The organism is Mesotoga sp. (genome assembly GCF_035363035.1).
Taxonomy (GTDB): Bacteria; Thermotogota; Thermotogae; order Petrotogales; family Kosmotogaceae; genus Mesotoga.
In genome coordinates this window covers 22,405-42,213 of the sequence record NZ_DAOSEH010000011.1, presented here as the reverse complement: position 1 = coordinate 42,213, position 19,809 = coordinate 22,405, and the positions used below count along the sequence as shown (strand labels likewise).

Here is a 19,809-nt window from a genome sequence, read left to right as displayed (position 1 = left end):
GAAAACCAAGAGAGCTAGACTCTCTTCAGTCTATTCTCAATTCGTCGGTTCTGGCCCGGTATATGAAAACATCGTGAAACCTCTCGAAGGGTGCGAACCGGTTTTTCAAAAAGGCGTCTAACTCAACGTTTTCGGGCACCATCGTATGGACGCGGGAGTAACCTTTTTCGCGGGCGTACCCGGCAAGCAACGAAAGAAAGTTTTCGGCGTCTTCGCTCTTGCCTATCTCGATGTAGTTGATCTCCATGCATTCGGGGACTTTCGGATTTCTGGAGACTACGGCCATATTGCCCTCCCGGCTCAAGGTTTCCGGTTCTTTCAACCAGTTGCTTTTGCGGCCGATTTCCGGGGGGATGAAGAACCAGTCGTTGCTCATGTAAGTCTCTATCTCCGCGATCTCCCGGCCAATCTGCAATCCTGCGTATTTCAATTCGCCCTCAAGATCCGCGGAGGGCTTGAGTTCCAGCTCCAGGTTCGTAAAGACGGCGACCCTGGAGAATCCCAGCGATTCGTTGATCCTGATCGAGGCCAGATTGTCGAAGTAAGTCGAAAAATAAAGTTCTTCCAGCCTGTCATTCCGGGCCAGTTTCATCATTTCTACGGCCAGTTCTCTGCCGTATCCCTTCCCCTGAAACTCTGGCTTGATCCTCATTCCTTCGAGCCAGCCCACCGTCGGCGAGAGACGCCTGAGGTTGGCCACACCAACTAGCGCTTCGTCCTTCCACATTCCCATGAAACGGCAGTCGCCGTCGCTAACCCACGAGTCGAAGGCGGCCGGGATATAATCGTCGCCCTCCCATATGTCTTTGACAATCTCGAGAACACTTTTCCTGTCTTTAAGCTCGAGTTCTCTAATCATGATAAATCCCTGTACTCTTTGGCGATATAGCGGGAGGTCATAACCCTTAGAAGGGCTCCGTAAGACATTCTGAACGGTATCCTATCATCCACCGAAAGTTTTTCCGGACAATCGGTAACGTCAACTATCAGATGATCGCTGGATGCGTGGAGGACCCGGCAGCCTTCAAGCATCGGTGTGAGGCCTGATGGAACGACATCTTGCTCACCGATATCCAGAATGGCTTTCAACCTCTCGCCCATATCCTCGAAATGGGGCTTTCTTCCGAAGGCATCCGATCCTATCTCTCCAATCGGGACGGACGGTTTTCTCTTGAGCTCCAGAACAGTTCCGTAGAGTGTGAAGGTCTCCCTGGTAGTTCCGGGTACGGCGCGGCTATTGGTCACGTCGGTGCCGCACATGATGGATTCGCCGAGTCTGTAATGGTTGATCCCTCGCGGGAGTGTTCCATTCTCTATCAGCGGTAGCGATGCGGTGTTTCCAGCCGAATACCTCTCGATCTCGATACCGTCCTCCCTGCGCAGCCTATCGCCCAGAGCGAGAAGTATCTCGAATTTTTCCGGCGTTGCTATCACACCGCCGAAGCAGCCGAGGTTCGTGCCGATACCGTCTAAACTCCGCCCCGCTATCTTCGCGGCCTCTCCAAGCTCTTCGAAGGCCCGGTCGTACATCACGCCCTCTCTAAGGTCACCGGTATCCACCATGTAGATGAACTTCAAGCGGCGGCCCATCTCTTCCGAGAGCTCCTTGAGAGCCTTCAGGGATTTCAGTTCACTAAGAAGGACGGAATCGACCGATTCGACGACTTTTCTATAAAGTTGCGGAGATGGGAGACGCAACAGGAGAAAGGCCGGCGAGAGGCCGAACTTCCTGATTCGATCTATGTTCTCCAGTCTCGATTCGCCGATCTCTCGCACACCGGCCTCGATTATCTTCGAAACTATTTCAGGGTCGCCACAGACGACCTTCGTGACGGAGGCCATCTCCACACCGGCTCTTCCCGTAAGATTCAGCAGATGGCGGGCGTTTTTCGATATGTTCGATTTGTTGATTTCCACGTAAGCCATGCGATCACCTCTCAAGGAATTATACGCAACCCGACGGACAACTTTCAAGGAGTCTCTTCTATCATATTCGATCGCTATCGTATAATAGCTACGTCATGGATGCTAACAGGGGAGTTTATCTCGTTTTGCTCGAGCTTGAGCATAGAACGTTGATTTCGACCGGTGCAAGGGAATGGGAGCTCGAGCCGGGGATGTATATATACGTGGGATCGGCGATGAACTCGCTCTCTGAGAGAATCGGGCGCCATTTGAGGCTTGAAAAGAGGAAGCACTGGCACATAGACTATCTCAGGGAGAAGTCGAGGGTCCTTGCCGCTCTTCTCCTTCCCTCCGACAGGAGGATGGAAGAGGAGCTCTCGCGGTTCGTCTCTAAATACGGCGAGAGCGTGAAGGGTTTTGGTGCTAGCGATTGCAATGTGGAGTCGAACCTTTACAGAATAGAACTGGAAGCCGTTTCGGAAGTATTCTATGCGATAGTAAAAAACTGGAGGGAGAGAGATGATAGCTTTTTTGACTGACTGGGGATACGACAGTTACTACGTCGGGATAGCCAAGGCCGTGGTAAGGGAGATAAACAGGGACGTGGAGATTCTCGACATCTGCCACAATATAAAGCCTTTCAGCGTTAGGCACGCAGCTCACGTGATAGAGAGGGCGATCAAAGACCTGCCGGCCGATACGGTCTTCCTGGCCGTGGTCGATCCTGGTGTAGGGACTTCTAGAAAGCCTGTGGCGATGGTTCTCAAGAATGGAATGTGCATGGTCGGACCTGACAACGGGATCTTCACGCTGGCCGCCGAGAGTTTTGGCGTCCACGAAGTGAGGGAGCTCGAGAACCGCCAATACCACAGGGGAGTTTCAAGGAGCTTCCACGGAAGAGATATCTTCGCACCGGTCGCCGCCCACATAGCCAAGGGACTGGCGGTGGAGAAGCTGGGATCCAGACTGATGAACTTCGAATACCTCAAATACAGAAAGGCAACCAGAAGCGGAGACGCTCTCACTGGCGAGGTGGCCTTCTACGACGGTTTCGGCAATCTCGAGACCAACATTCCGCTCTCTCTCGGAACAGGGCTGGAAGAGGGGGATATTCTGGAGTTGAGCCGTGGTAGAAAGCAGTTCACTATAACCTTCGGCAACACTTATTACGACGTGAATTTCGGACAGCTTATGGCCCACTTCGATTCCAGCGGTTATATGGAGATAACGGTCAACAAGGGAAGCGCCAGGGAACTCCTCGGAATGGACGAAGGAGAGCAGATAACGGTTGTCAAAGCCAGATAAGGTCCTTTTCGGTTCCGGTTACCACTACATCACGGGAATCGTGGTGGCGGGTGCCGGCTTGCTGGCCTCGTTGCTTATCGGGTTCAACGTGGAGAGTCTCCTGCTGGTTATCTTTTCAGGTCTTTCGGCGACGGCCTTCGTTTACCTGGTGATCGTGAGACAGCTCAACAGGCTGGTGAAACTCATACGGAGCGGCGAGCGGAAACCGGCTGCCGAACTGGAGGGCCAGTTCCACGAACTTTACGGTTTTTACAGGAACCTCTCGCTTCAGGTGGAGCAGGAGAGAAACTACTACGAAAAGCTATACAGGGATTATTCCGAGCTGCTGAACACGCTGAACATATCCGTGGTTTCGCTCGATGGGAGCGGAAATATTGATCTGGCGAACGAGGCTTTCGTAAAGAGCTTTTCCTACGGCGCCCAGAACATGAGATACCTGAAGCTCGATCATTTCATAAGGAGAACCGGGCTGCTCTTTCCACTCCAGGAGGGGCAGTACGATGTTTACAGTAAAAAACTGGGCAGGCGTTACCTGGTGACGGTGACCAAAAAGAAGAGGAGCGGCTTTCTCGTCACTCTGGATGACAAGACTAGCCAGTGGAAGACCAGGCAACTCCTCGAGAAGACCAGGCGCTACGCCGTCGATGCCCAGACCGTCGCCGACCTGGCCCACGGGCTCAAACAGCCGCTGGCCAACATGAGGCTGGCGCTGGATCTGTATATACGCTCCAGGAAAGACTCCTACCTGCAAACACTCTCGAACGAGCTTTCGGGTTTCCAGGTGAAGGTGGGCGGAATTTTGCAAATCTTCAGGTATGGCGAGGAGTTCGAACGGCTCGATCTCTCCGAATCGGTCAGGAAGGTTCTTTCGTTCATGGAACCGATACTGGCAGCCAGAAGTATATCTCTCGATACAATCTCGCTGGATGACGGAAAGGTCCTGGTTCAAAAGGGTAGGCTGGAGAACGTAGTGAAAAACCTACTGATGAATGCGGTGGAGGCCAGCGAAGACGGAGGGGAGATCGCTCTGAAGGTTCGCCGTTCGAGCGAGTACCTCACTCTGATCGTGTCCGACCGGGGAAAGGGCATCGACGAGTCGATACAGGCCGAGGTCTTCAAACCCTTCTACACGACCAAATCGGAGGGTTCGGGGCTGGGACTGTACCTGATCAAGAATTTCTGCGATGAGAACGATGTAAGATTGAAGATGAAAAGCGTTCCGGGAAAGGGAACGGTTTTCGTTTTGACTTTCAGGAGGAATGATGATGAATCGCAGGATTCTTCTGGTAGATGACGATCTGGCCTTCAACGGCCTTCTCGCGGCGGCTCTTCGCGAGGAAGGTTACGATGTGACACAGGTTTACAATCTGAAGCAAGCCGAAAAGTCGCTGCTGGACGAGTTCTTCGATTGCGTGATACTGGATGTGAGACTTCCAGATGGGTCAGGATTGGACCTTCTCCCAGATGCCGCCCAGACCGCTCCGGTCATAGTTGTGTCGGCCCACGGCGATATAAACACCGCCATAGACGCGGTGAGAAAGGGAGCCTTCAACTTCCTAGAGAAGCCCTTCGATCTGACCCACGCCCTGCTGGAGGTGAAAAGGTCGATAGAGTACTCGGAACTCAGCAGGGAGAGAGACGATCTGGCAGGAATGGTCGGAGGCGATACGCTCTCGGAGTTCGTGGGAAAGAGTCCGTCTGTTATTCGTCTGAAAGAGACGATCTCGATGATCGCTCCCAAGAAGGTAACGGTTCTCCTGGAGGGAGAGAGTGGAACGGGCAAGGAGATAGTTGCCCGGGCGATCCACCAATTGAGCGGACGGAAGAGGTTCGTCGCGATCAACTGCGGGGCCATACCGGAGAACCTCTTCGAGAGTGAGCTGTTCGGCTACGAAAAGGGAGCTTTCACCGGCGCGCTTCATTCCAGGCCCGGCCTCATAGAGGAGTCGAGCAGGGGAACTCTCTTTCTAGACGAGGTTTCGGAGATGCCGCTCGCCCTTCAGGTGAAGCTGCTGAGGGTGTTGGAAACCTCCACCAACCAGCGTCTTGGTGGCAACATCTCGCGCAGGCTGGACCTGAGGGTCATAGCGGCTACCAACAGGGACCTGGAATCTTACGTGACTGCCGGGCAGTTCAGGAGCGACCTGTACTACAGGTTGAACGTGGTGAAGTTGAAGATCGCTCCGCTCAGGGAGAAACGGGAGGACATTCCCGTGCTGGTCGAGTACTTTCTCCCCAGGCTCTGCCAGGAGCTCGGTCTGAGAAAAAACCCCATGATACCGGCCGGTTTGCTGGACGAGATGATGGGGTACGACTGGCCGGGCAACATCCGTGAGCTCAGAAATAAGCTCCTCTCCATGCTTGCCGTTAACGGAGACAGAGAGATCCTCTCCTCGATAGGTCTGGAAAATCCTGAAAACGAAAAGTGCGTCGAAAAAGGTTTCGAAGAGGTATCACTGGATGAGATGGAGAGACGCTATATCTCGTGGTTGTTGAAGAGACACTCGGGAAACAAGAGCGAGACGGCCAGGGTACTGAAGATAAGCAAGAGTACGTTATACGAGAAAATGAAGAGGTGGGAAAGCTTTGAAGGTGATAACGACCCATCTTAACCCCGATTTCGATGCCTTCGCATCGGCCGTGGCCGCACAGAAGTTTTTTCCCGATCACATGATCGTTCTGGGCGGCGAGCTTTCGCCGGCGCTGAAAGGTTTTCTCTCTTCCAGAGGACTGCTCCTCTCTTTCTACAAGACCGGGGAGCTGAAACTGGAAAGACTGAACTCGCTCATAGTAGTCGATACTTCAGATATTCAGAGGCTTCCCTTTTCGATAAGGCGGCTGATAACCGCCGGCACGGAAGTCAAATTCTTCGATCATCATCTTCAGGCCACCGGCGAGAAGCCTGGTACCTACCGCGATCTGGGAGCCTGCACCACCCTTATGTGCACCCTCCTGAGAAAGAAGAAGAAGCACATCACGCAGAACGAGGCATCGCTCTTCGCCACGGCGATCTACAGGGAGACCGGCAACTTCACGCACGCCAACACAAAACCGCAGGATTTGAGAACGGCCGCCTGGCTGCTGGATTCGGGCGTCCATCCCGACGAACTTGGCGTCTATTCTAGCTACAGGTTGAGTCTATCGCAGCAAAAGCTGGTCGAGACGCTTCTGCTCAACATCGAGACGGTCGATGTCGGGGGGGTAGAGATTAGCTTCGCCAGAGCACAGAGAGACTCTCTCCCCAGCGGTATGAGTCTGGCGATAGAGAAACTCTGGTCTTTTCTGGGCGTGGAGAATCTGGTGGTACTGGTGAAGGTTGGAGAGAGGATTTATTTCACTATCAGATCGAGGCATATGAACCTCGACCTCAACGGGCTCGGCGGAAGTTTAAGGAACGGCGTAGGGGCCTTCACGATGGGTTATTTCGAAGAGGGCGACTTCGAAAAGGCAGATCTGGCCATCAGGGGAGCCTTCGAGAAGAATATAGAGAGACTTATAAAGGTCAGGGACATAATGTCCTCTCCGGTCAGGACCGTTCTGACGGAAATGAGAGTCGAGGACGTTCTGAAAATAATGCAGAGAACGGGCCACCACACTCTGCCGGTGGTCGATCAGGACAAGATCGTGGGTATCGCCAGACACAGGAACGTGGAGAAGGCCTCCAGGCACAACCTTGGCGACAGGAAGATCGTTGAAATCATGGACCCCTTCTTCGTTGTGGCTTCGGCAAACGATTCCGTTCAATCGGTTACGGACAGAATGGTGGAAAACGATACTACTTCGGCGCTGGTCCTTGAAAACGGTATTCTCACAGGCATAGTGACCAGAACGGATCTTTTGAAGAGCCCTTTCAGTCGCCAGAGGTTCCTTCAGAGCAGAGAGCAGAAGGAAGACCAGAACTATGTCAAGCTTTCGATAGCACGGCTACTGGAAGAGCGCGTCGAAGGCAGGCTACTGACCATGCTCAGATTCCTGGGCGCCGTTGGAAGCGAGCTGGGTATGCCGACTTACATCGTGGGAGGATTCGTGAGAGACCTTCTGCTGAACAAGACGAACCTCGATCTCGACATAGTGGTCGAAGGAAATGCGAACAGTTTCGCGGCGGCCTTCAAAAAGTACTTCGATATAAAGATAGTGGAACACAAGGAATTCCTGGCCAGTTCGATGTTCTTTCACGACGGGCTGAGGATAGATGTCGCCACTGCGCGCACCGAGTTCTATAAGAGACCGGCCGCACTGCCTGAGGTCGATATGAGCACCATCAAGAAGGATCTTTACAGGCGGGACTTCTCGATAAACGCCATGGCCGTAAAGCTCAACCAGGAGGAGTTCGGAATGCTGATCGACTTCTTCGGTTCGAGAAACGATCTGGCCAGGGGAACCATCAGGGCGCTTCATCCGCTGAGCTTCATAGAGGATCCGACGAGGGTTCTGAGGGCCGTAAGATTCGAGCAGAGGTTCGGTTTCGAAATAGAAGTAAGAACGGCGGAGCTCCTTAAAAACTGCGTTCGCGAGGACTATCTGGACAAAGTGGCAGGCCAGCGATTGAGGGACGAGCTAAACAAAATCCTGCTGGAGCCCCAGCCCCTTAAAGCTATAAGGAGGCTTTCGACACTGGGCGTTATAGAGAAGCTCTTCCCGGGAGTGGTCTTCGACAGGCGGATCGATTTCGCGATCGAGAAGTATTTTCTGAGGCGGCCGAGAAACAACGGCTATATCGGGGAGGATAGAATACTTTATACACTAATGATGATACTGTTGAGGTATAGTATTAATGAGCAGGTTCAGTGGAACATTCAACGTTACGGTCTCCCCAGAAACTTTCTGGAGAGGCTCAGAGATGCCAGGGAGAACGCCGAGAGTATCTCCCGTGAGAACCCGGAAAAACCTTCGCAATATCACTGTGCGATCAAGTCGAAAAAGGCAGAGACGTTGAACTTTCTCAACAGCCAGCTCGAGGATGAAAGAGACAGGTCTTTCGTGGAGTACCTTAAAAGGCTCAAAGAGACGAAGCTGGCGGTCGACGGCGAGCGTCTGAAGAGAGCGTACGGTCTGAAAGAGGGACCGGAAATAAAGAAAGTACTCGATGCCCTGTACTGTGCTAGACTGGACGGGCTTGAAATCGAGAAGGAAGATGGATTCGTGAAAGATTTTCTTAGAATGGAGGGGATATGAATGAAAAGATTCAGAACGTTACTGGTGATTTTCTTCATCGCCGCTTTAGTGCTTTTTATCAGTTCTTGCTGGCCGATGCTTCCATCCATATCATTGACCATCCAGGGTAGCAATAGGGAACCAGGCAAGCCGATAATGGTAGAGGCAATGAACTTCAGATTCGCCCCGAACGCGACAGGTTATATCTGGAAACTTGAGAAAGAACTGGGCGGAGGCGGCTGGCAGGACATCACCGCGCAGAATCTCAAGATCATGAAGAGCGCCCGATTCAAGGATGATACAGTAGTGGTCTATATTCCGACCGTTCCCGAGACGGGAAGGGTCAAGATAACTGCCAGAGCGACGGGCCAAGACGATGATGGCGCTCTCGTTACCGTGGAATACAGCCAAACGGTTTCCTACAACCCGAAGACATCCGTTCTCGTGGAGGTCTTCGAGAAGGCAGGAACGACCTTCGGACAGCCATCCACCTGGTTTGGTGCCTTCTCTTTCTCCTGGTCGAACAGAGTCCCCAACTTCGTCCGTTACAAAGAGGGCTTCCTGGAATCGGGTGTGGGATTCGATCCATACGCCCAGAGGTTACTTTTCGGGATCGATCCTACCAGCGCCGGGGCAATATACAACGCCGGCGAGGTCTTTTTCCAGGCCTGGACAAAATTGCCTAGCAACACATACTCCAACGCCCAGATGAGCACCATGTTCAACAACGCTCCCACCACTGGCGATTGGGCTGTCAGGATCGAACCCACCACCTTCAGCGGCTGGCGGGCGACAGGCTGGAAGGTAAAGGTCCAGAACATCGATCGCTTCACCGATGACCTGTGGCTTTTCAGAGCCAGAAAAAGCGATAACAGGGCCACACACCTGGTCAAGATAAACGGTTACTACGTACCCGGAGCCGTGGAGGAGTTCGTCGAGGAAGATATCGGCACATTCGTGAGTTTCGCCTTCAGCGAAGGCAATCTATTACCGCCGGGCAGCCATCTCTGGGATGAAGATTACTATTTCGGAGTGATCGCTGTACAGAAGACGGCTCCTTCCTCCCAGTACAACGAAGAAGACATAATTTTCGCAGCACTGAAGGGATCGGCCATGGTTCTCTTCCCCAACAAGAGCTGGTAGTGGGGAGAACGGTTTGAAGGAAAAAGTTCTCGTAGTCGATGTTGATCGTCTTGGAGAGCTGGTAACCCGCGACGGGCTGCTGGCTCTTCCTTTAGAGTATATAAAAAAAACCGTCGAGCTTTACGGATGTTTTGTCCCCCGCGAGGAAGCTGAAAGAGATGAAAGCGGCCGGCAGATAATACCTTATGTGATTCTGAGAAACGAAAAGAGGTATCTCTTGATGCGCAGGACGAACAGGCAGGGTGAGTCAAGACTTCATGATAAATACTCGATCGGGGTCGGCGGCCATATAAACCCCGAAGACGGTCGGAATCCCTGGCAAGCATTCGAGAGAGGTATGAGGCGCGAAATCGACGAGGAGGTGAATGTGGATATCTCCTCTCTGGAGTATCTGGGTATCCTCAACGATCTCTCCACGGCCGTGAGCAGGGTCCACATAGGGATAGTCTATATCGCCAGCGTAGTCTTTCACGGCTTCAACGAAAAGGACAAGTTCACCGGTTCGATGGTAGAATTCGAAGAGCTAGAAATGTACAGAGAGAAGATGGAAACATGGTCGCAGATCGTAATGAGCCGGTTGAAATAACCCTGAAATGTCCCGCGAAGATCAATCTCTTTCTCGAGGTAGGCCAAAAGAGAGAGGACGGTTACCACGAGATATTGACTATCTTCCAGACGATAGATCTCTACGACGAATTGATCCTGCATCCGGGGGTACCCACGGGCTACTTTCGGAGCAACATCGATCTTGCGTGGAATGGTTCGAACACGCTTTATAAAGCTGTTAAAGCCGTGGAGAAGCACCTTGGCAAAGAGCTCGCTCTGGGAATGGAGCTAAAAAAGAAGATACCTGCCGGCGGGGGTCTCGGAGGCGGTAGCTCAGACGCTGCGGCTCTTCTGAGATACCTCGGAGAGACCTTTCACATCGAAAGAGAAGCGCTTTTCGAAGTGGCCTGCTCTATCGGGAGCGATGTACCCTTTTTTCTAAGGGGCGGGACGGCAATCGGGACCGGCCGGGGGGAAGTTCTGACCTTTCCCGGCGATCTGGAAGACTACTCGGTAGATCTCTGCTTCCCGGGGATCGTGGTCTCGACCCCTCTGGCTTACACCCTTCTGGGCAGATCGGCAGACGGACACGAGTTAGGGAATAAAGAGGTAGAAAAGCTTCTCTCAGCTTTAAGGGAGCGGGATTTGACACTAATTGGCAGGCTCTCGAAGAACGATTTCGAGGGGCCAGTTTTCGCAATGTTTCCGGAGATCGGGAGAGCTTACGATAAATTCAAAGAGAAAAGAGAGGCCATCGCAACCAGAATGACGGGATCGGGATCTACCCTCTTCTCTCTGTTCGAAGGGACGAAGGGTGAATACAGGTTCATCACTTCCACAGATGGGTGAGGTATGAAGGGCAACAGGAGCCATGGTGGGTAGAGTAGGTAGTGGGTGGTGAGTTGAGGGTTGAGAAGTGGAGTGTGAACTGTTTTACCAGGAACCTGGACGCGCAGCGTCGAAACGGAGAACCGCTCCTAACGCTCTTTCAAAGGACGGGTCCATGCTCCTGGACGAAGGGCCAAGGACGGCTCTTTCGCTCTATAGTTAGAATTCAGAAATGAGGTGTTATATCTGTGATATTCGACGGTCTGGTTTTGAAGAGGGTGGTCAACGGACTGCAAAACATAGTAGGGCAGCAGCTACGTCAGGTTTACCAGAAGGGTAAGAGCGAGTTCTTCTTCAAATTCTCCCGGTCCGGATTGAACGTCTCTCTCGATCCTTCGACTCCCTATATCTCTTTTGGCGAGAAGGATGAAAGCTCTTCTCTGGAGACGCCCTTCAGTATTTATCTTCGCAGGCATTTGAACGGACTCTTTCTCGAGTCGATCACCCAGGAGAAGACGGACAGGATCGTCCGTTTAATCCTGGAGGGCGGAAACGCCTTCGGTATGAGAGAGATCTATCAATTGGTCATCGAGTTGATGGGACCTGGTTCGAATATGATTGTGCTCGATGGTAAGGGAACCGTCACCCACGCCTTTCGCGAGATGATAACCGAAAAGAGGACCCTCGCCCGCGGGGTTAGGTACGTGCCGCCCGAACCGAGGGGAAAGGATCTGTCGAGCCTGTCGGACGGGGAGATCAGGAGTTCGATGCTCGTATCGGGTGAGAAACTCCCCAAAGCTATATGGAGCACATTCTCCGGTATCTCGAAAAGGACCTCACATAATATAACCGGTTACCTGGGTCTGGAGGAGGTCGCCCCGGACGAGCTGGAAGATGAGAAGCTAGATGAACTGTGTACCTTTCTTGGCAAGATAGCCAGCGATTTCAACAGTTCTATCCTTTACACTTGCCTGAATGAGGGAGAGATGGAGATCTCGCCCATACCGCTGGATTTCAAGGGCGATTGCAAAGCCATGCAGGCCTCTATGGTGATAAACGAGGCGCTCGTCCATTTTGGGGTCGATAAGGAGATAGATCGCAGACGTAGATCGATTGTAGGGAAGCTACTCAAAGCGATCGCGAGACAGGAAAAGTTGATCGAAAAGCTCGAGAGGGAATTGCAGGAGGTTAACGATTACGACAGATACAGGTATTACGGAGAATTGCTGGTGGCCAACCTTTACAGACTGAAAGATAGAACCCCCAGTATCGAACTCGAAGACTGGGAGAGCGGTGAAAGGATCAGGATAGATCTGGACGATCGGCTCACCCCTTCGGAGAACGCCCAGCTTTTCTTCAAATACTACGACAAATCCCGCAGGAAAGAGATTCAGGTAACCAGGAGACTGAAAGAACTCAACGGCGAGAGGGAGTATCTCGAACAGCTCGAAGAGATGGTAAGTCTTTCGGAGAATCTGGTCGAGCTGGACTCCTTCAAAGACGAATTGAGACAGGCCGGAATCATCAGGGCCGAGAGCGTCGAAAAGAAGAGAAAGAGGACACCTCCTTCCGGGCCGAGGATCTTTGAGAGGCACGAATTCAAGTACCTGGTCGGAAAGAACAACACACAGAACGACGAAATAACAAAGGCCGCTTCTAAAGAAGACTTCTGGTTTCATGCCCGCGGGATACCCGGGGCTCATGTTATACTTAAGAAGGCCGGGAAAGACGTTCCGGAGAAGGCGATAAGCTTTGGCGCCGCACTTGCAGGACGTTATTCGAAGGGCAGATTTTCGGGCAAAGTGGAGGTCGTCTACACGACGGCCGGCAATATTATCAAGCCAAAGGGAGCGAAGCCGGGAATGGTGGTTTACAGGAAGGCAAAAACTATCCTAGTCGATCTTTCGACGGAGCTGGAGGAAGGGCTTTGATAAGACTTCCGTCTTATTTGTTCTTCATCGGAGGCTTTTTTTCTTACGCTTCGATCTTTTTCGCCAGTCCCGCCGTCTCTATGACGATGTCGATCATCGGCATGATTATAAGTCTCTACATATGGTACGTTCTGGCCCGCAACAGAGATATACACCTCAAGATAATGAAGGTCAGAAAACTGATCGCTGAAGAAAACCTGAGGAATCTGAAGATCTATCCGAACGCGAGACTGTGGGTCATCCTTTATTCGGCCTCTTTCATAGTGATGAACATCTCGGGACTGTTCGTGATAAAGGCGATAATAGACAATGTCGATGTAACTCTGGAAGCTCCGAGGATGGAAGAATTGATCGAGATGCTCGGAACCGGTTATGTGCTCTTCAGCTGGGTCTTCTTTCTGTCGGGAATAGCCTCGATCCTTCTTTATGCCAAGCTGATAGTGCTACTGTACAACGACGAGATGAAGATCCAATCTCTCGAGGGAAAAGCGAGGAACATCCCGCTATTAGTCACCAAACCGCTTTCGGTGATTCTCGTGTTGCTCTTCACTCTCGTAACCTACGGGCTTTTCAGCTGGTTCATGAGGTACAGGCTATCCTCCTTTCAAAAGTTGCACAACTTCTTTGAGAAGAAGCTCGACAGCGAGTCTATGAAATTGGTCAGTTTACAGGAGAGAGGACAGGATAGGGAAGTAAAAAGTGAATCGGAGGAATTAGCCAAAGACCTGCTGAAAAAATATTCCGAGAGCCTGAGTCGTGTCAATGGACCGGAAGATCGCAAAGAAGTGATCGCCTTGCTCTTCAAAGACCTGGGAGATCTTAAGACCGATCAGGCCAGATCGCTTCTCGATCAATTGCTTTCGAAGGAGCTGCTTAGCGAGAACGAGTTCAACAGGTTGATAAGACTTTTGGTATAGGAGGGTATTTTGAATCGATACAGAAACTCTACGATAGTCTTGATAGTCATAAACGTCGCCGTGTATCTTTTCGTAGCGATACTTGGCTTTTTCAAAGGTCCCGGCGGTATAAGCCTGCGCGATCTCATAACTCTTTACGGCGGGGTCAGCAGGTACGCGCTCTCCAGCGGATTGATCTACACTCCGGTGACGGCGCTGTTCCTTCACGGGAATTTCATGCACATTCTTTTCAACATGTGGGCTCTCTTTCAACTCGGTATGGTTGTCGAGGCCGTTTACGGGAAGAAGCTGTATCTGCTCTTCTACTTCGTGACAGGTATCGCCGGAGGGCTCAGCGCCGCGGCTTTTTCGCCGGCCCTCACCATAGGCTCGAGCAGCGCGATCTTCGGGTTGGTCGGAATTCTCTTCACTCTGGGACTGAAGAAGGACACCCCGGTGATGTTGAGGTCGATAACCGGCTATTCGCTTCTCCCCATAATTCTGATAAACCTCTTCCTCGGTTTCAGTATTCCGGGTATAAGCAACGCCGCCCATATAGGCGGATTGATCGCCGGAGCGGCCATCGGCTGGTTCGCAAAGCCGGCCTATGCACGCTTTGGAAGACAGAGGAGAGTTTATACCAGGGTTACGGAAAAAAGTTCCCAGGAGGTCTCGCAGGAGATCCTCATCAAGTATCTGCCGATTCTGAACGCGCTCAAGAACGGCGATTCCGAAGAGAGAACCGTGAGGTTGGCCCAGTTGAGGAGCGAGTTGAGCAACCTCAGAGATGAAGAGGTGGCTTCAAAGGTTCTCTGGGAGCTCTTCAAGAGGGATCTCATATCGCAAGAGGAATTCGAGAAGCTGAGAAAGTTTCTATAGAAAATAAGAGCCCCGAAAGGGGCTCTTATTCTGCAAAGTCGCCTTCTATTGGCATCTGTGCGTCCACGAAGTCTTCAACAAAATAGACCCTCGGGGCTTCGATGCCGTTGAAATTGGTTGCATATTCTGTGGTGTAAGCACCGGCGTTGATGAAATAAACGATATCTCCATAACCTATGTTCTTGGGGAGATCGATTTCGTGGTAAACGGTATCCACGGAATCGCATGTCGGCCCGGCCAGGTGGAAGGAGATCTTGGTATCGTCGACCTTTCCCTCGGTCAGGACCTCGTACCTGAAGCCTTCGATAGTCTCCGTCAGGCCATGGAAAACTCCCGCGTCGATGTAAACCCAGTCTTCGTCTCCTTTTCTGCTTCGAAGTATCACCTGGCTTACCAGAATGGCCGAATTACCCACCATCGACCTTCCCGGTTCGATAAAGAGATCCAGATCGGTAACGAAGGACATGTATTTCTTCAGGGCCTTGTTTATAACGTCACCGTAGGCCTTTACGGATTTGATCTCCCGAATGTGCTTGACGGGCATTCCGCCTCCGAGGTTCAGCATCCTGAGGTTTATACCCTTCGCTCTGAGGGCCTTGAAGACCTGCGCGGCATCCTTTATGGCGTCGTCCCAGCTGTTGACGTTGTAGTTCTGGGAACCTACGTGAAAGCTGACGCCGTACGCATCGAGCCCGAGTTGATCGGCGTATTCGAGGATAGAGATAACATGGTTGACATCCGTTCCAAACTTCCTTGAAAGCGGCCAATCGCAGTCACCGCCGCTGGTTGCTATTCTTCCATAAACCTTGCTCCCGGGGGCGTGGGCGGCGATCTTCTCGACTTCCATTTCGGAATCGACCGCGTAGTAATCAATACCCACCGAATAAGCGAAGGCTATATCTTCCACTTTTTTTATCGTGTTGCCAAAACTCATTCTCTCCGGAGTTACTCCAAGGGAAAGGAGCTTCTCGATCTCTCCACGTGATGCTACATCGAAGTTGCTGCCAAGATCCCGAAGGGTTTCGATGATCCTTGGATGTGAATTCGCCTTAACCGCGTAAAACACCTGGACATTTCTTACATGGTTTACTATGTCGAAGTAATTGTTTCTAACGTAGTCCATATCCATTATCAAGAACGGTGTCTTTATTTCCATTGCGGCCTTTCTTACCTCAGGCGTTATGTGCACTACGGCATCCCTCCCATAAAATGATCAAGTTATTGTAGCACCATTAGTATGAAAGAATGCCAAAGATAAAATGTCAGTTTTAGTTTAAAAAAGTTACAATACTGAATAGCAATTTGTCAGCCACTTTCAGCTGCCAATCAGGAACTGGCAGATTTTTTCCAGAAACTCTCTGTCGGAATCTAAGAAACTATTTTGAAAATGACTGTCAATATCCAGTTCACCTATTACTCTCTCTTCCTTTATCAAAGGGAGTACAATTTCCGATTTCGTTTTCGGACTGCACGAGAGGTAGTTGCTCTCCTTCGTAACGTCCGGGACGAGAAAGACGTTTCGGGTTTCTGCCGCCTGGCCGCAAATGCCTCTTCCAAAAGGGATCCTGGTGTGCTCTGTCGGTTCCCCCACGTACGGGCCGAGCACCAGGTAATTTTCACCGTCACTCAGGTAGAAGCCTGTCCAATTGTAATGTTCGATGTATTTATCTAGAAAAGCCACCGTTCTTTTCATTCTATGTTCGAAAGACAGACCGTCGAGTTCTTTAATCAGTCTTTCGTGAAGGATGGTGTACCGTTCCTCTCTCTGCTGGGGGTTCATCGTGTTTCTGACGTGTATCCGCGAGTAGTCGAGAAAGTCTTCCAGAGCTCTATTGACGACGGCGAGAAAGTCGTTTATACTTCCGTTTTTCCAGCAGTGCAACAGGTCGATCATCACGACATTGCCTTTCGAAGTCGGCACAATGAGATGTTCCTGCTTTCCAAGGCCACCGAGTATGTGGATGACGAAGTCCTCTCTTTCAAGGTGGAGATCGGCCGACATGGTTCCGAGTTCTTTGAGGACACGTGATTTTTCATGGGGACCGGCTTCCTGCCAGTACTGTGAAAGCCTGTCTATCTCTCTCCTGTCAAGTCTTTCCAGCTCCCTGCTAAGCGATGAGTCGTCGAGGTTGTTTTTGTGCATATACTCTTCGAGAACCCTTGGATGCTTTTCCCTGTAGATGAGCCAGAAGTCATGCCATTTCTCTTTAGGGTAAGCCAGTATGCTGAAGTAATCGTAGGTGAAATCTCTGAAAATGCTTCTCATAGTCCTCCTTCATCTTCCTCCGACACCCAGCAGCACCAGGGCGTCGTAAGTAACCGGATAGAATCTCTCTTTCGAAAGCGAATCGAGTAGAGCGTAGTACTTTTCTATATTGGCGAAGTTGTATGTAGTAATCACCACGGGGTTGTGGTATAGATGAGCCAAAGAGAAGGCGTCCCTAACTTCTGAGGCTCTTGAGTTTATGAATAAGTATGTTTCACGCTTCTCGATACCTGGTATCTCCGGGACTATGCCGGTGGCTTCGACCTTTATACTGGCCTGTTTCAGCCACTGGCTCTTCACCGTCTCGACGAAATCGCCCAGCCTGGTTTGATAATCGGGTATATTGTTTATCACCAGTATCGTAGGCGAGCTAACGGTAGGCGTGACCGGTGTCTGGACCGTTGTGGCCGCTGGCTCTCTCGGGATTATCTGTCCGTCCCTGTCCAGGTAGTAATCTATCTGGGAGAAGGTGATGGATCTGCTGCCCCTGAGAAAGCTGTAAGCAACTCCCAGAAGCGTCTTCTTGTCTACGTTGATCTCGGTCTTGCTCATGACGTAATCGATCAACTCCAGAATCTTCTTCGGTCCCGCCTGTATGAGCTGGGAGACCAGCTGATTTATGATGTACTTCTGTCTTTCGATCCTCCCCAGATCACCTGTATCGCTGCTTCTGAAGCGGAGGTATTTCAAAAGATCTTCCCCTTCAAGGTAATGAACGCCGGTTTCGAAGTGGATGTGCAGATCCTGCTGGTAGTCGTCGTGGTGCATGGGGGAGAGCACATCTACCCGGATAGGGCCGGTGAAATCCGTCAGATCGTTGACCGTGTTGAAGTCTACTATCACGAAACCGGATATCTTCCTTTTAGTGAGAGTTTCCACCTGTGAGATCAGTGCGTTCATACCGAAAGAGTTGTAGAGAGAGTTTATCTTCCTTGTCGCACCGTTGTGAGTTATGACGGTATCGCGCGGTATGCTCTTGATGTTGAAAGTACCGGCATCGTCGAGATAGAAGAGAGCTATGTAATCGGTCCGGCCACCGATGGAGTTGTTTGCCTTTCCACCGGTGTCTATACCGACTATGAGGAAACTCTCTCCCGGGGTCGTCAGATTTATGATGGAGGAATAGGACCCTCTGAAGAGTAAGACCAGCAGGGAGAAGAAAAGAGCCATTAGAACCACACAGAGCAAGAAGAGAAGGTACTGAACTCTCCTCATCACCTTGCCAGTGCCTTTTTCACACTTTCTATAGAATCGGTCTTTATGTACAGTCTATTCACCGACTCGCCGGTGACACCGACTTTTATCTTCAGCGGATACTGGGTGAGCGTCTCCACCTGGTACGCGATCCTCGAAGAGGTGCTCAGCCTTTTCAGGAGAACGGCCATTCCCTTCGGGGTGATTGTCGTGGAGGGGTTGAATTCTTTTATCACTTTTGAGAAACCTCCAAGCTTCCAGTAATCGAGCAGCTTGAAACCCCTCACGGCCATTCCGTCGATCAACTGAACGGCGTTGGAAGCTTTGATCCCTAGAGATTCGGAAAGGTTGGCCAGGAGCGTGTCAGAGAGGCGCACGAAATATGAATAATCGCCACTCGTGTTTAGCCAGCTCTGGATGAGCTTTATGGCTGAGGCTTCCAGCTGCGGATCGAGGACCTCTTTGGAGTTTTCGATCGTCGAATAGACAGGGAAGGTGACCAGCGAGCTCCTGCCGTCGTTTGAGGTCAGCAGGTAGTAATAAGAACCGCCGCCCGGCTCTTCCAGGTAAAAGAGATAATCCACGTATCTGGCCTTGACTTCGTTGCTGTTATTGACACCGTTCATTGTCAGATATACATAGAGGCCCAGCGCCACCACGATAAATATGGGCACCAGGATCAACCACAGCATCCTCGGACCACGACGTCTCTTCGGCTTAATCAGAGACATAATCGGCACCTCCAATACAGTAATTCCATGCCAATACAGTTTCGGGAAGTAGACACTTCTCCGAGTTCAGTGACCATTGTATCTTCAATCTTATCACGTTGAGAAAAGATTTTTCCAGATCACTTTTCGCCTGCTCTCTGACCCTGGCCGCCTGGGTGAACTGCCTAGTCTCTTCGCCCATATCGGCGATCATCAATATCTTCGCCAGCCGCGGAAGGGAGTGATAGCCGCTTACATGCCAGTATATCGATTCGAAGATATCGCCGTCGATCCCGTACTCGTTCCTGATATGAGAAGCCGCCACTTTTCCGTGGAGTAGTACGGGTTGCTTAATTTCAAGAATACACGGTTCGAGGCCGTAAACGTTGGCCAGTCTCAACAGCTCGCCTCCGGGAAGGTCTCTGAAAATATCGTGTCCCAGAGCGGCCAGCGAGGCCTTTTCTTCATCCTCGCCGTGTAGTCTGCTCAGTTCCACCGCGAGTCTCTCGACGCCCATGATGTGCTCGAACCTGGATACGGTGCAGAGAGCTCCCGCCTTTTTGACGAGATCTTTGGCTACATGGGAATTAGACCCCATTATTCTTACCGCCTTTCTGAAGAAACCCGCATCCATTGACTCCGTCCATAAACTTTGAACTAACCGCCATCACCAGGACTCGCCACTTTCCCCTATGACTTCGAAGCCGTTCCAGAGGATTCTCTCATAGACAGAGTTGAAGAGAGAATCTAGTTCTCCCCTTGTGTTGGCGACTATCCCTATCGTCACTTCAAACTCTTCCCTGGAATCGTGACGTCCCGTTTCGACAATGGAGGCGTTGAAGTTTTTCTTGAGGTCGTTGAAAACAGGTCTGATAACACCGCGTTTCTCCTTCAAGGAATTTATACCCTCGAGCTTTACAAGGTAAGTCATATAACCGAAATGCATCACACGGCCTCCCGAAAAGAAAGATATCGCTGCCTTTATGACGGATAAGGCCAAAGCCACGTTCATAAAAAAGGAGCCCCGATTCCAGGGCTCCCCGTAGAATTTT

19 protein-coding genes are annotated in these 19,809 nt (G+C 51.3%); 11 read left to right on the top strand and 8 right to left on the bottom strand.

Annotated elements, in window-relative coordinates:
* Positions 1-25 precede the first annotated feature (25 nt).
* Both PKX57_RS03575 and PKX57_RS03570 read right to left on the bottom strand, forming a co-directional pair.
* Positions 26-859 carry a GNAT family N-acetyltransferase gene (locus PKX57_RS03575; protein ID WP_214047545.1) on the bottom strand — a complete coding sequence of 278 codons (834 nt, stop codon included), beginning with the start codon at positions 857-859 and terminating at the stop codon, positions 26-28.
* Positions 856-1,926 (bottom strand): alanine racemase, encoded by a 1,071-nt coding sequence (locus PKX57_RS03570; RefSeq protein WP_213922622.1) that lies wholly within the window; start codon positions 1,924-1,926, stop codon positions 856-858. Before PKX57_RS03570 ends, PKX57_RS03575 begins: the two co-directional genes overlap by 4 nt.
* Before the next feature lie 95 nt (positions 1,927-2,021).
* Between PKX57_RS03570 and PKX57_RS03565 the strand changes: the two genes are divergently transcribed.
* From PKX57_RS03565 to PKX57_RS03515, 11 genes are all read left to right on the top strand, one after another.
* A complete protein-coding gene (locus PKX57_RS03565) occupies positions 2,022-2,444 on the top strand; it encodes a DUF123 domain-containing protein (protein ID WP_213922621.1) in 423 nt (140 codons plus the stop codon).
* Positions 2,425-3,210, top strand: a complete 786-nt coding sequence (locus tag PKX57_RS03560; protein ID WP_213922620.1) for an SAM-dependent chlorinase/fluorinase — start codon at positions 2,425-2,427, stop codon at positions 3,208-3,210. Before PKX57_RS03565 ends, PKX57_RS03560 begins: the two co-directional genes overlap by 20 nt.
* Positions 3,194-4,504 carry an ATP-binding protein gene (locus tag PKX57_RS03555; RefSeq protein ID WP_213922619.1) on the top strand — a complete coding sequence of 437 codons (1,311 nt, stop codon included), beginning with the start codon at positions 3,194-3,196 and terminating at the stop codon, positions 4,502-4,504. Before PKX57_RS03560 ends, PKX57_RS03555 begins: the two co-directional genes overlap by 17 nt.
* On the top strand, positions 4,476-5,822 hold the full coding sequence (locus tag PKX57_RS03550; RefSeq protein WP_213922618.1) for a sigma 54-interacting transcriptional regulator: 1,347 nt from the start codon (positions 4,476-4,478) through the stop codon (positions 5,820-5,822). The genes PKX57_RS03555 and PKX57_RS03550 overlap by 29 nt, the downstream gene beginning before the upstream one ends.
* Positions 5,803-8,385: a CBS domain-containing protein gene (locus PKX57_RS03545; protein WP_472415037.1), complete on the top strand. Its 2,583-nt coding sequence runs from the start codon at positions 5,803-5,805 to the stop codon at positions 8,383-8,385. Before PKX57_RS03550 ends, PKX57_RS03545 begins: the two co-directional genes overlap by 20 nt.
* Positions 8,386-9,507 (top strand): hypothetical protein, encoded by a 1,122-nt coding sequence (locus PKX57_RS03540; protein WP_472411393.1) that lies wholly within the window; start codon positions 8,386-8,388, stop codon positions 9,505-9,507. It abuts the gene before it with no gap.
* A gap of 13 nt (positions 9,508-9,520) precedes the next feature.
* A complete protein-coding gene (locus PKX57_RS03535; RefSeq protein ID WP_472416037.1) occupies positions 9,521-10,093 on the top strand; it encodes an NUDIX domain-containing protein in 573 nt (190 codons plus the stop codon).
* Positions 10,060-10,902, top strand: a complete 843-nt coding sequence (gene ispE, locus PKX57_RS03530; RefSeq protein WP_472416035.1) for a 4-(cytidine 5'-diphospho)-2-C-methyl-D-erythritol kinase — start codon at positions 10,060-10,062, stop codon at positions 10,900-10,902. Before PKX57_RS03535 ends, ispE begins: the two co-directional genes overlap by 34 nt.
* Before the next feature lie 227 nt (positions 10,903-11,129).
* Positions 11,130-12,812: an NFACT RNA binding domain-containing protein gene (locus PKX57_RS03525; protein WP_214050124.1), complete on the top strand. Its 1,683-nt coding sequence runs from the start codon at positions 11,130-11,132 to the stop codon at positions 12,810-12,812.
* Positions 12,809-13,729 carry a hypothetical protein gene (locus PKX57_RS03520; RefSeq protein ID WP_472416033.1) on the top strand — a complete coding sequence of 307 codons (921 nt, stop codon included), beginning with the start codon at positions 12,809-12,811 and terminating at the stop codon, positions 13,727-13,729. Before PKX57_RS03525 ends, PKX57_RS03520 begins: the two co-directional genes overlap by 4 nt.
* 9 nt (positions 13,730-13,738) lie before the next feature.
* A complete protein-coding gene (locus PKX57_RS03515) occupies positions 13,739-14,587 on the top strand; it encodes a rhomboid family intramembrane serine protease (RefSeq protein ID WP_214049194.1) in 849 nt (282 codons plus the stop codon).
* 25 nt (positions 14,588-14,612) lie between these two features.
* On the opposite strand, the gene PKX57_RS03510 is transcribed toward PKX57_RS03515, so the two are convergent.
* The 6 genes from PKX57_RS03510 to PKX57_RS03485 all read right to left on the bottom strand — a co-directional run bounded on the left by PKX57_RS03510 (position 14,613) and on the right by PKX57_RS03485 (position 19,769).
* Positions 14,613-15,776 carry a type III PLP-dependent enzyme gene (locus tag PKX57_RS03510; protein ID WP_213922610.1) on the bottom strand — a complete coding sequence of 388 codons (1,164 nt, stop codon included), beginning with the start codon at positions 15,774-15,776 and terminating at the stop codon, positions 14,613-14,615.
* 126 nt (positions 15,777-15,902) lie between these two features.
* Entirely contained in the window at positions 15,903-16,853 is a 951-nt protein-coding gene (locus PKX57_RS03505) for a GAF domain-containing protein (RefSeq protein ID WP_472416031.1), read from the bottom strand.
* Between the two features lie 9 nt (positions 16,854-16,862).
* Positions 16,863-18,068: an LCP family glycopolymer transferase gene (locus PKX57_RS03500; RefSeq protein ID WP_213920073.1), complete on the bottom strand. Its 1,206-nt coding sequence runs from the start codon at positions 18,066-18,068 to the stop codon at positions 16,863-16,865.
* Entirely contained in the window at positions 18,068-18,778 is a 711-nt protein-coding gene (locus PKX57_RS03495) for a hypothetical protein (protein ID WP_472416029.1), read from the bottom strand. Before PKX57_RS03495 ends, PKX57_RS03500 begins: the two co-directional genes overlap by 1 nt.
* Positions 18,765-19,391 (bottom strand): bis(5'-nucleosyl)-tetraphosphatase (symmetrical) YqeK, encoded by a 627-nt coding sequence (gene yqeK, locus PKX57_RS03490; RefSeq protein WP_472416027.1) that lies wholly within the window; start codon positions 19,389-19,391, stop codon positions 18,765-18,767. The genes PKX57_RS03495 and yqeK overlap by 14 nt, the downstream gene beginning before the upstream one ends.
* A 33-nt stretch (positions 19,392-19,424) precedes the next feature.
* Entirely contained in the window at positions 19,425-19,769 is a 345-nt protein-coding gene (locus tag PKX57_RS03485; RefSeq protein WP_470745777.1) for a DUF503 domain-containing protein, read from the bottom strand.
* Between the last annotated feature and the right edge of the window lie 40 nt (positions 19,770-19,809).

Coding starts and splice junctions, on each gene's coding strand:
- PKX57_RS03500 (WP_213920073.1), bottom strand. CDS start 18,068: ATGAGGAGAGTTCAGTACCTTCTCTTCTTGCTCTGTGTGGTTCTAATG.
- PKX57_RS03565 (WP_213922621.1), top strand. CDS start 2,022: ATGGATGCTAACAGGGGAGTTTATCTCGTTTTGCTCGAGCTTGAGCAT.
- ispE (WP_472416035.1), top strand. CDS start 10,060: ATGGTCGCAGATCGTAATGAGCCGGTTGAAATAACCCTGAAATGTCCC.
- PKX57_RS03485 (WP_470745777.1), bottom strand. CDS start 19,769: ATGAACGTGGCTTTGGCCTTATCCGTCATAAAGGCAGCGATATCTTTC.
- yqeK (WP_472416027.1), bottom strand. CDS start 19,391: ATGGATGCGGGTTTCTTCAGAAAGGCGGTAAGAATAATGGGGTCTAAT.
- PKX57_RS03540 (WP_472411393.1), top strand. CDS start 8,386: ATGAAAAGATTCAGAACGTTACTGGTGATTTTCTTCATCGCCGCTTTA.
- PKX57_RS03560 (WP_213922620.1), top strand. CDS start 2,425: ATGATAGCTTTTTTGACTGACTGGGGATACGACAGTTACTACGTCGGG.
- PKX57_RS03575 (WP_214047545.1), bottom strand. CDS start 859: ATGATTAGAGAACTCGAGCTTAAAGACAGGAAAAGTGTTCTCGAGATT.
- PKX57_RS03550 (WP_213922618.1), top strand. CDS start 4,476: ATGAATCGCAGGATTCTTCTGGTAGATGACGATCTGGCCTTCAACGGC.
- PKX57_RS03505 (WP_472416031.1), bottom strand. CDS start 16,853: ATGAGAAGCATTTTCAGAGATTTCACCTACGATTACTTCAGCATACTG.
- PKX57_RS03495 (WP_472416029.1), bottom strand. CDS start 18,778: ATGTCTCTGATTAAGCCGAAGAGACGTCGTGGTCCGAGGATGCTGTGG.
- PKX57_RS03570 (WP_213922622.1), bottom strand. CDS start 1,926: ATGGCTTACGTGGAAATCAACAAATCGAACATATCGAAAAACGCCCGC.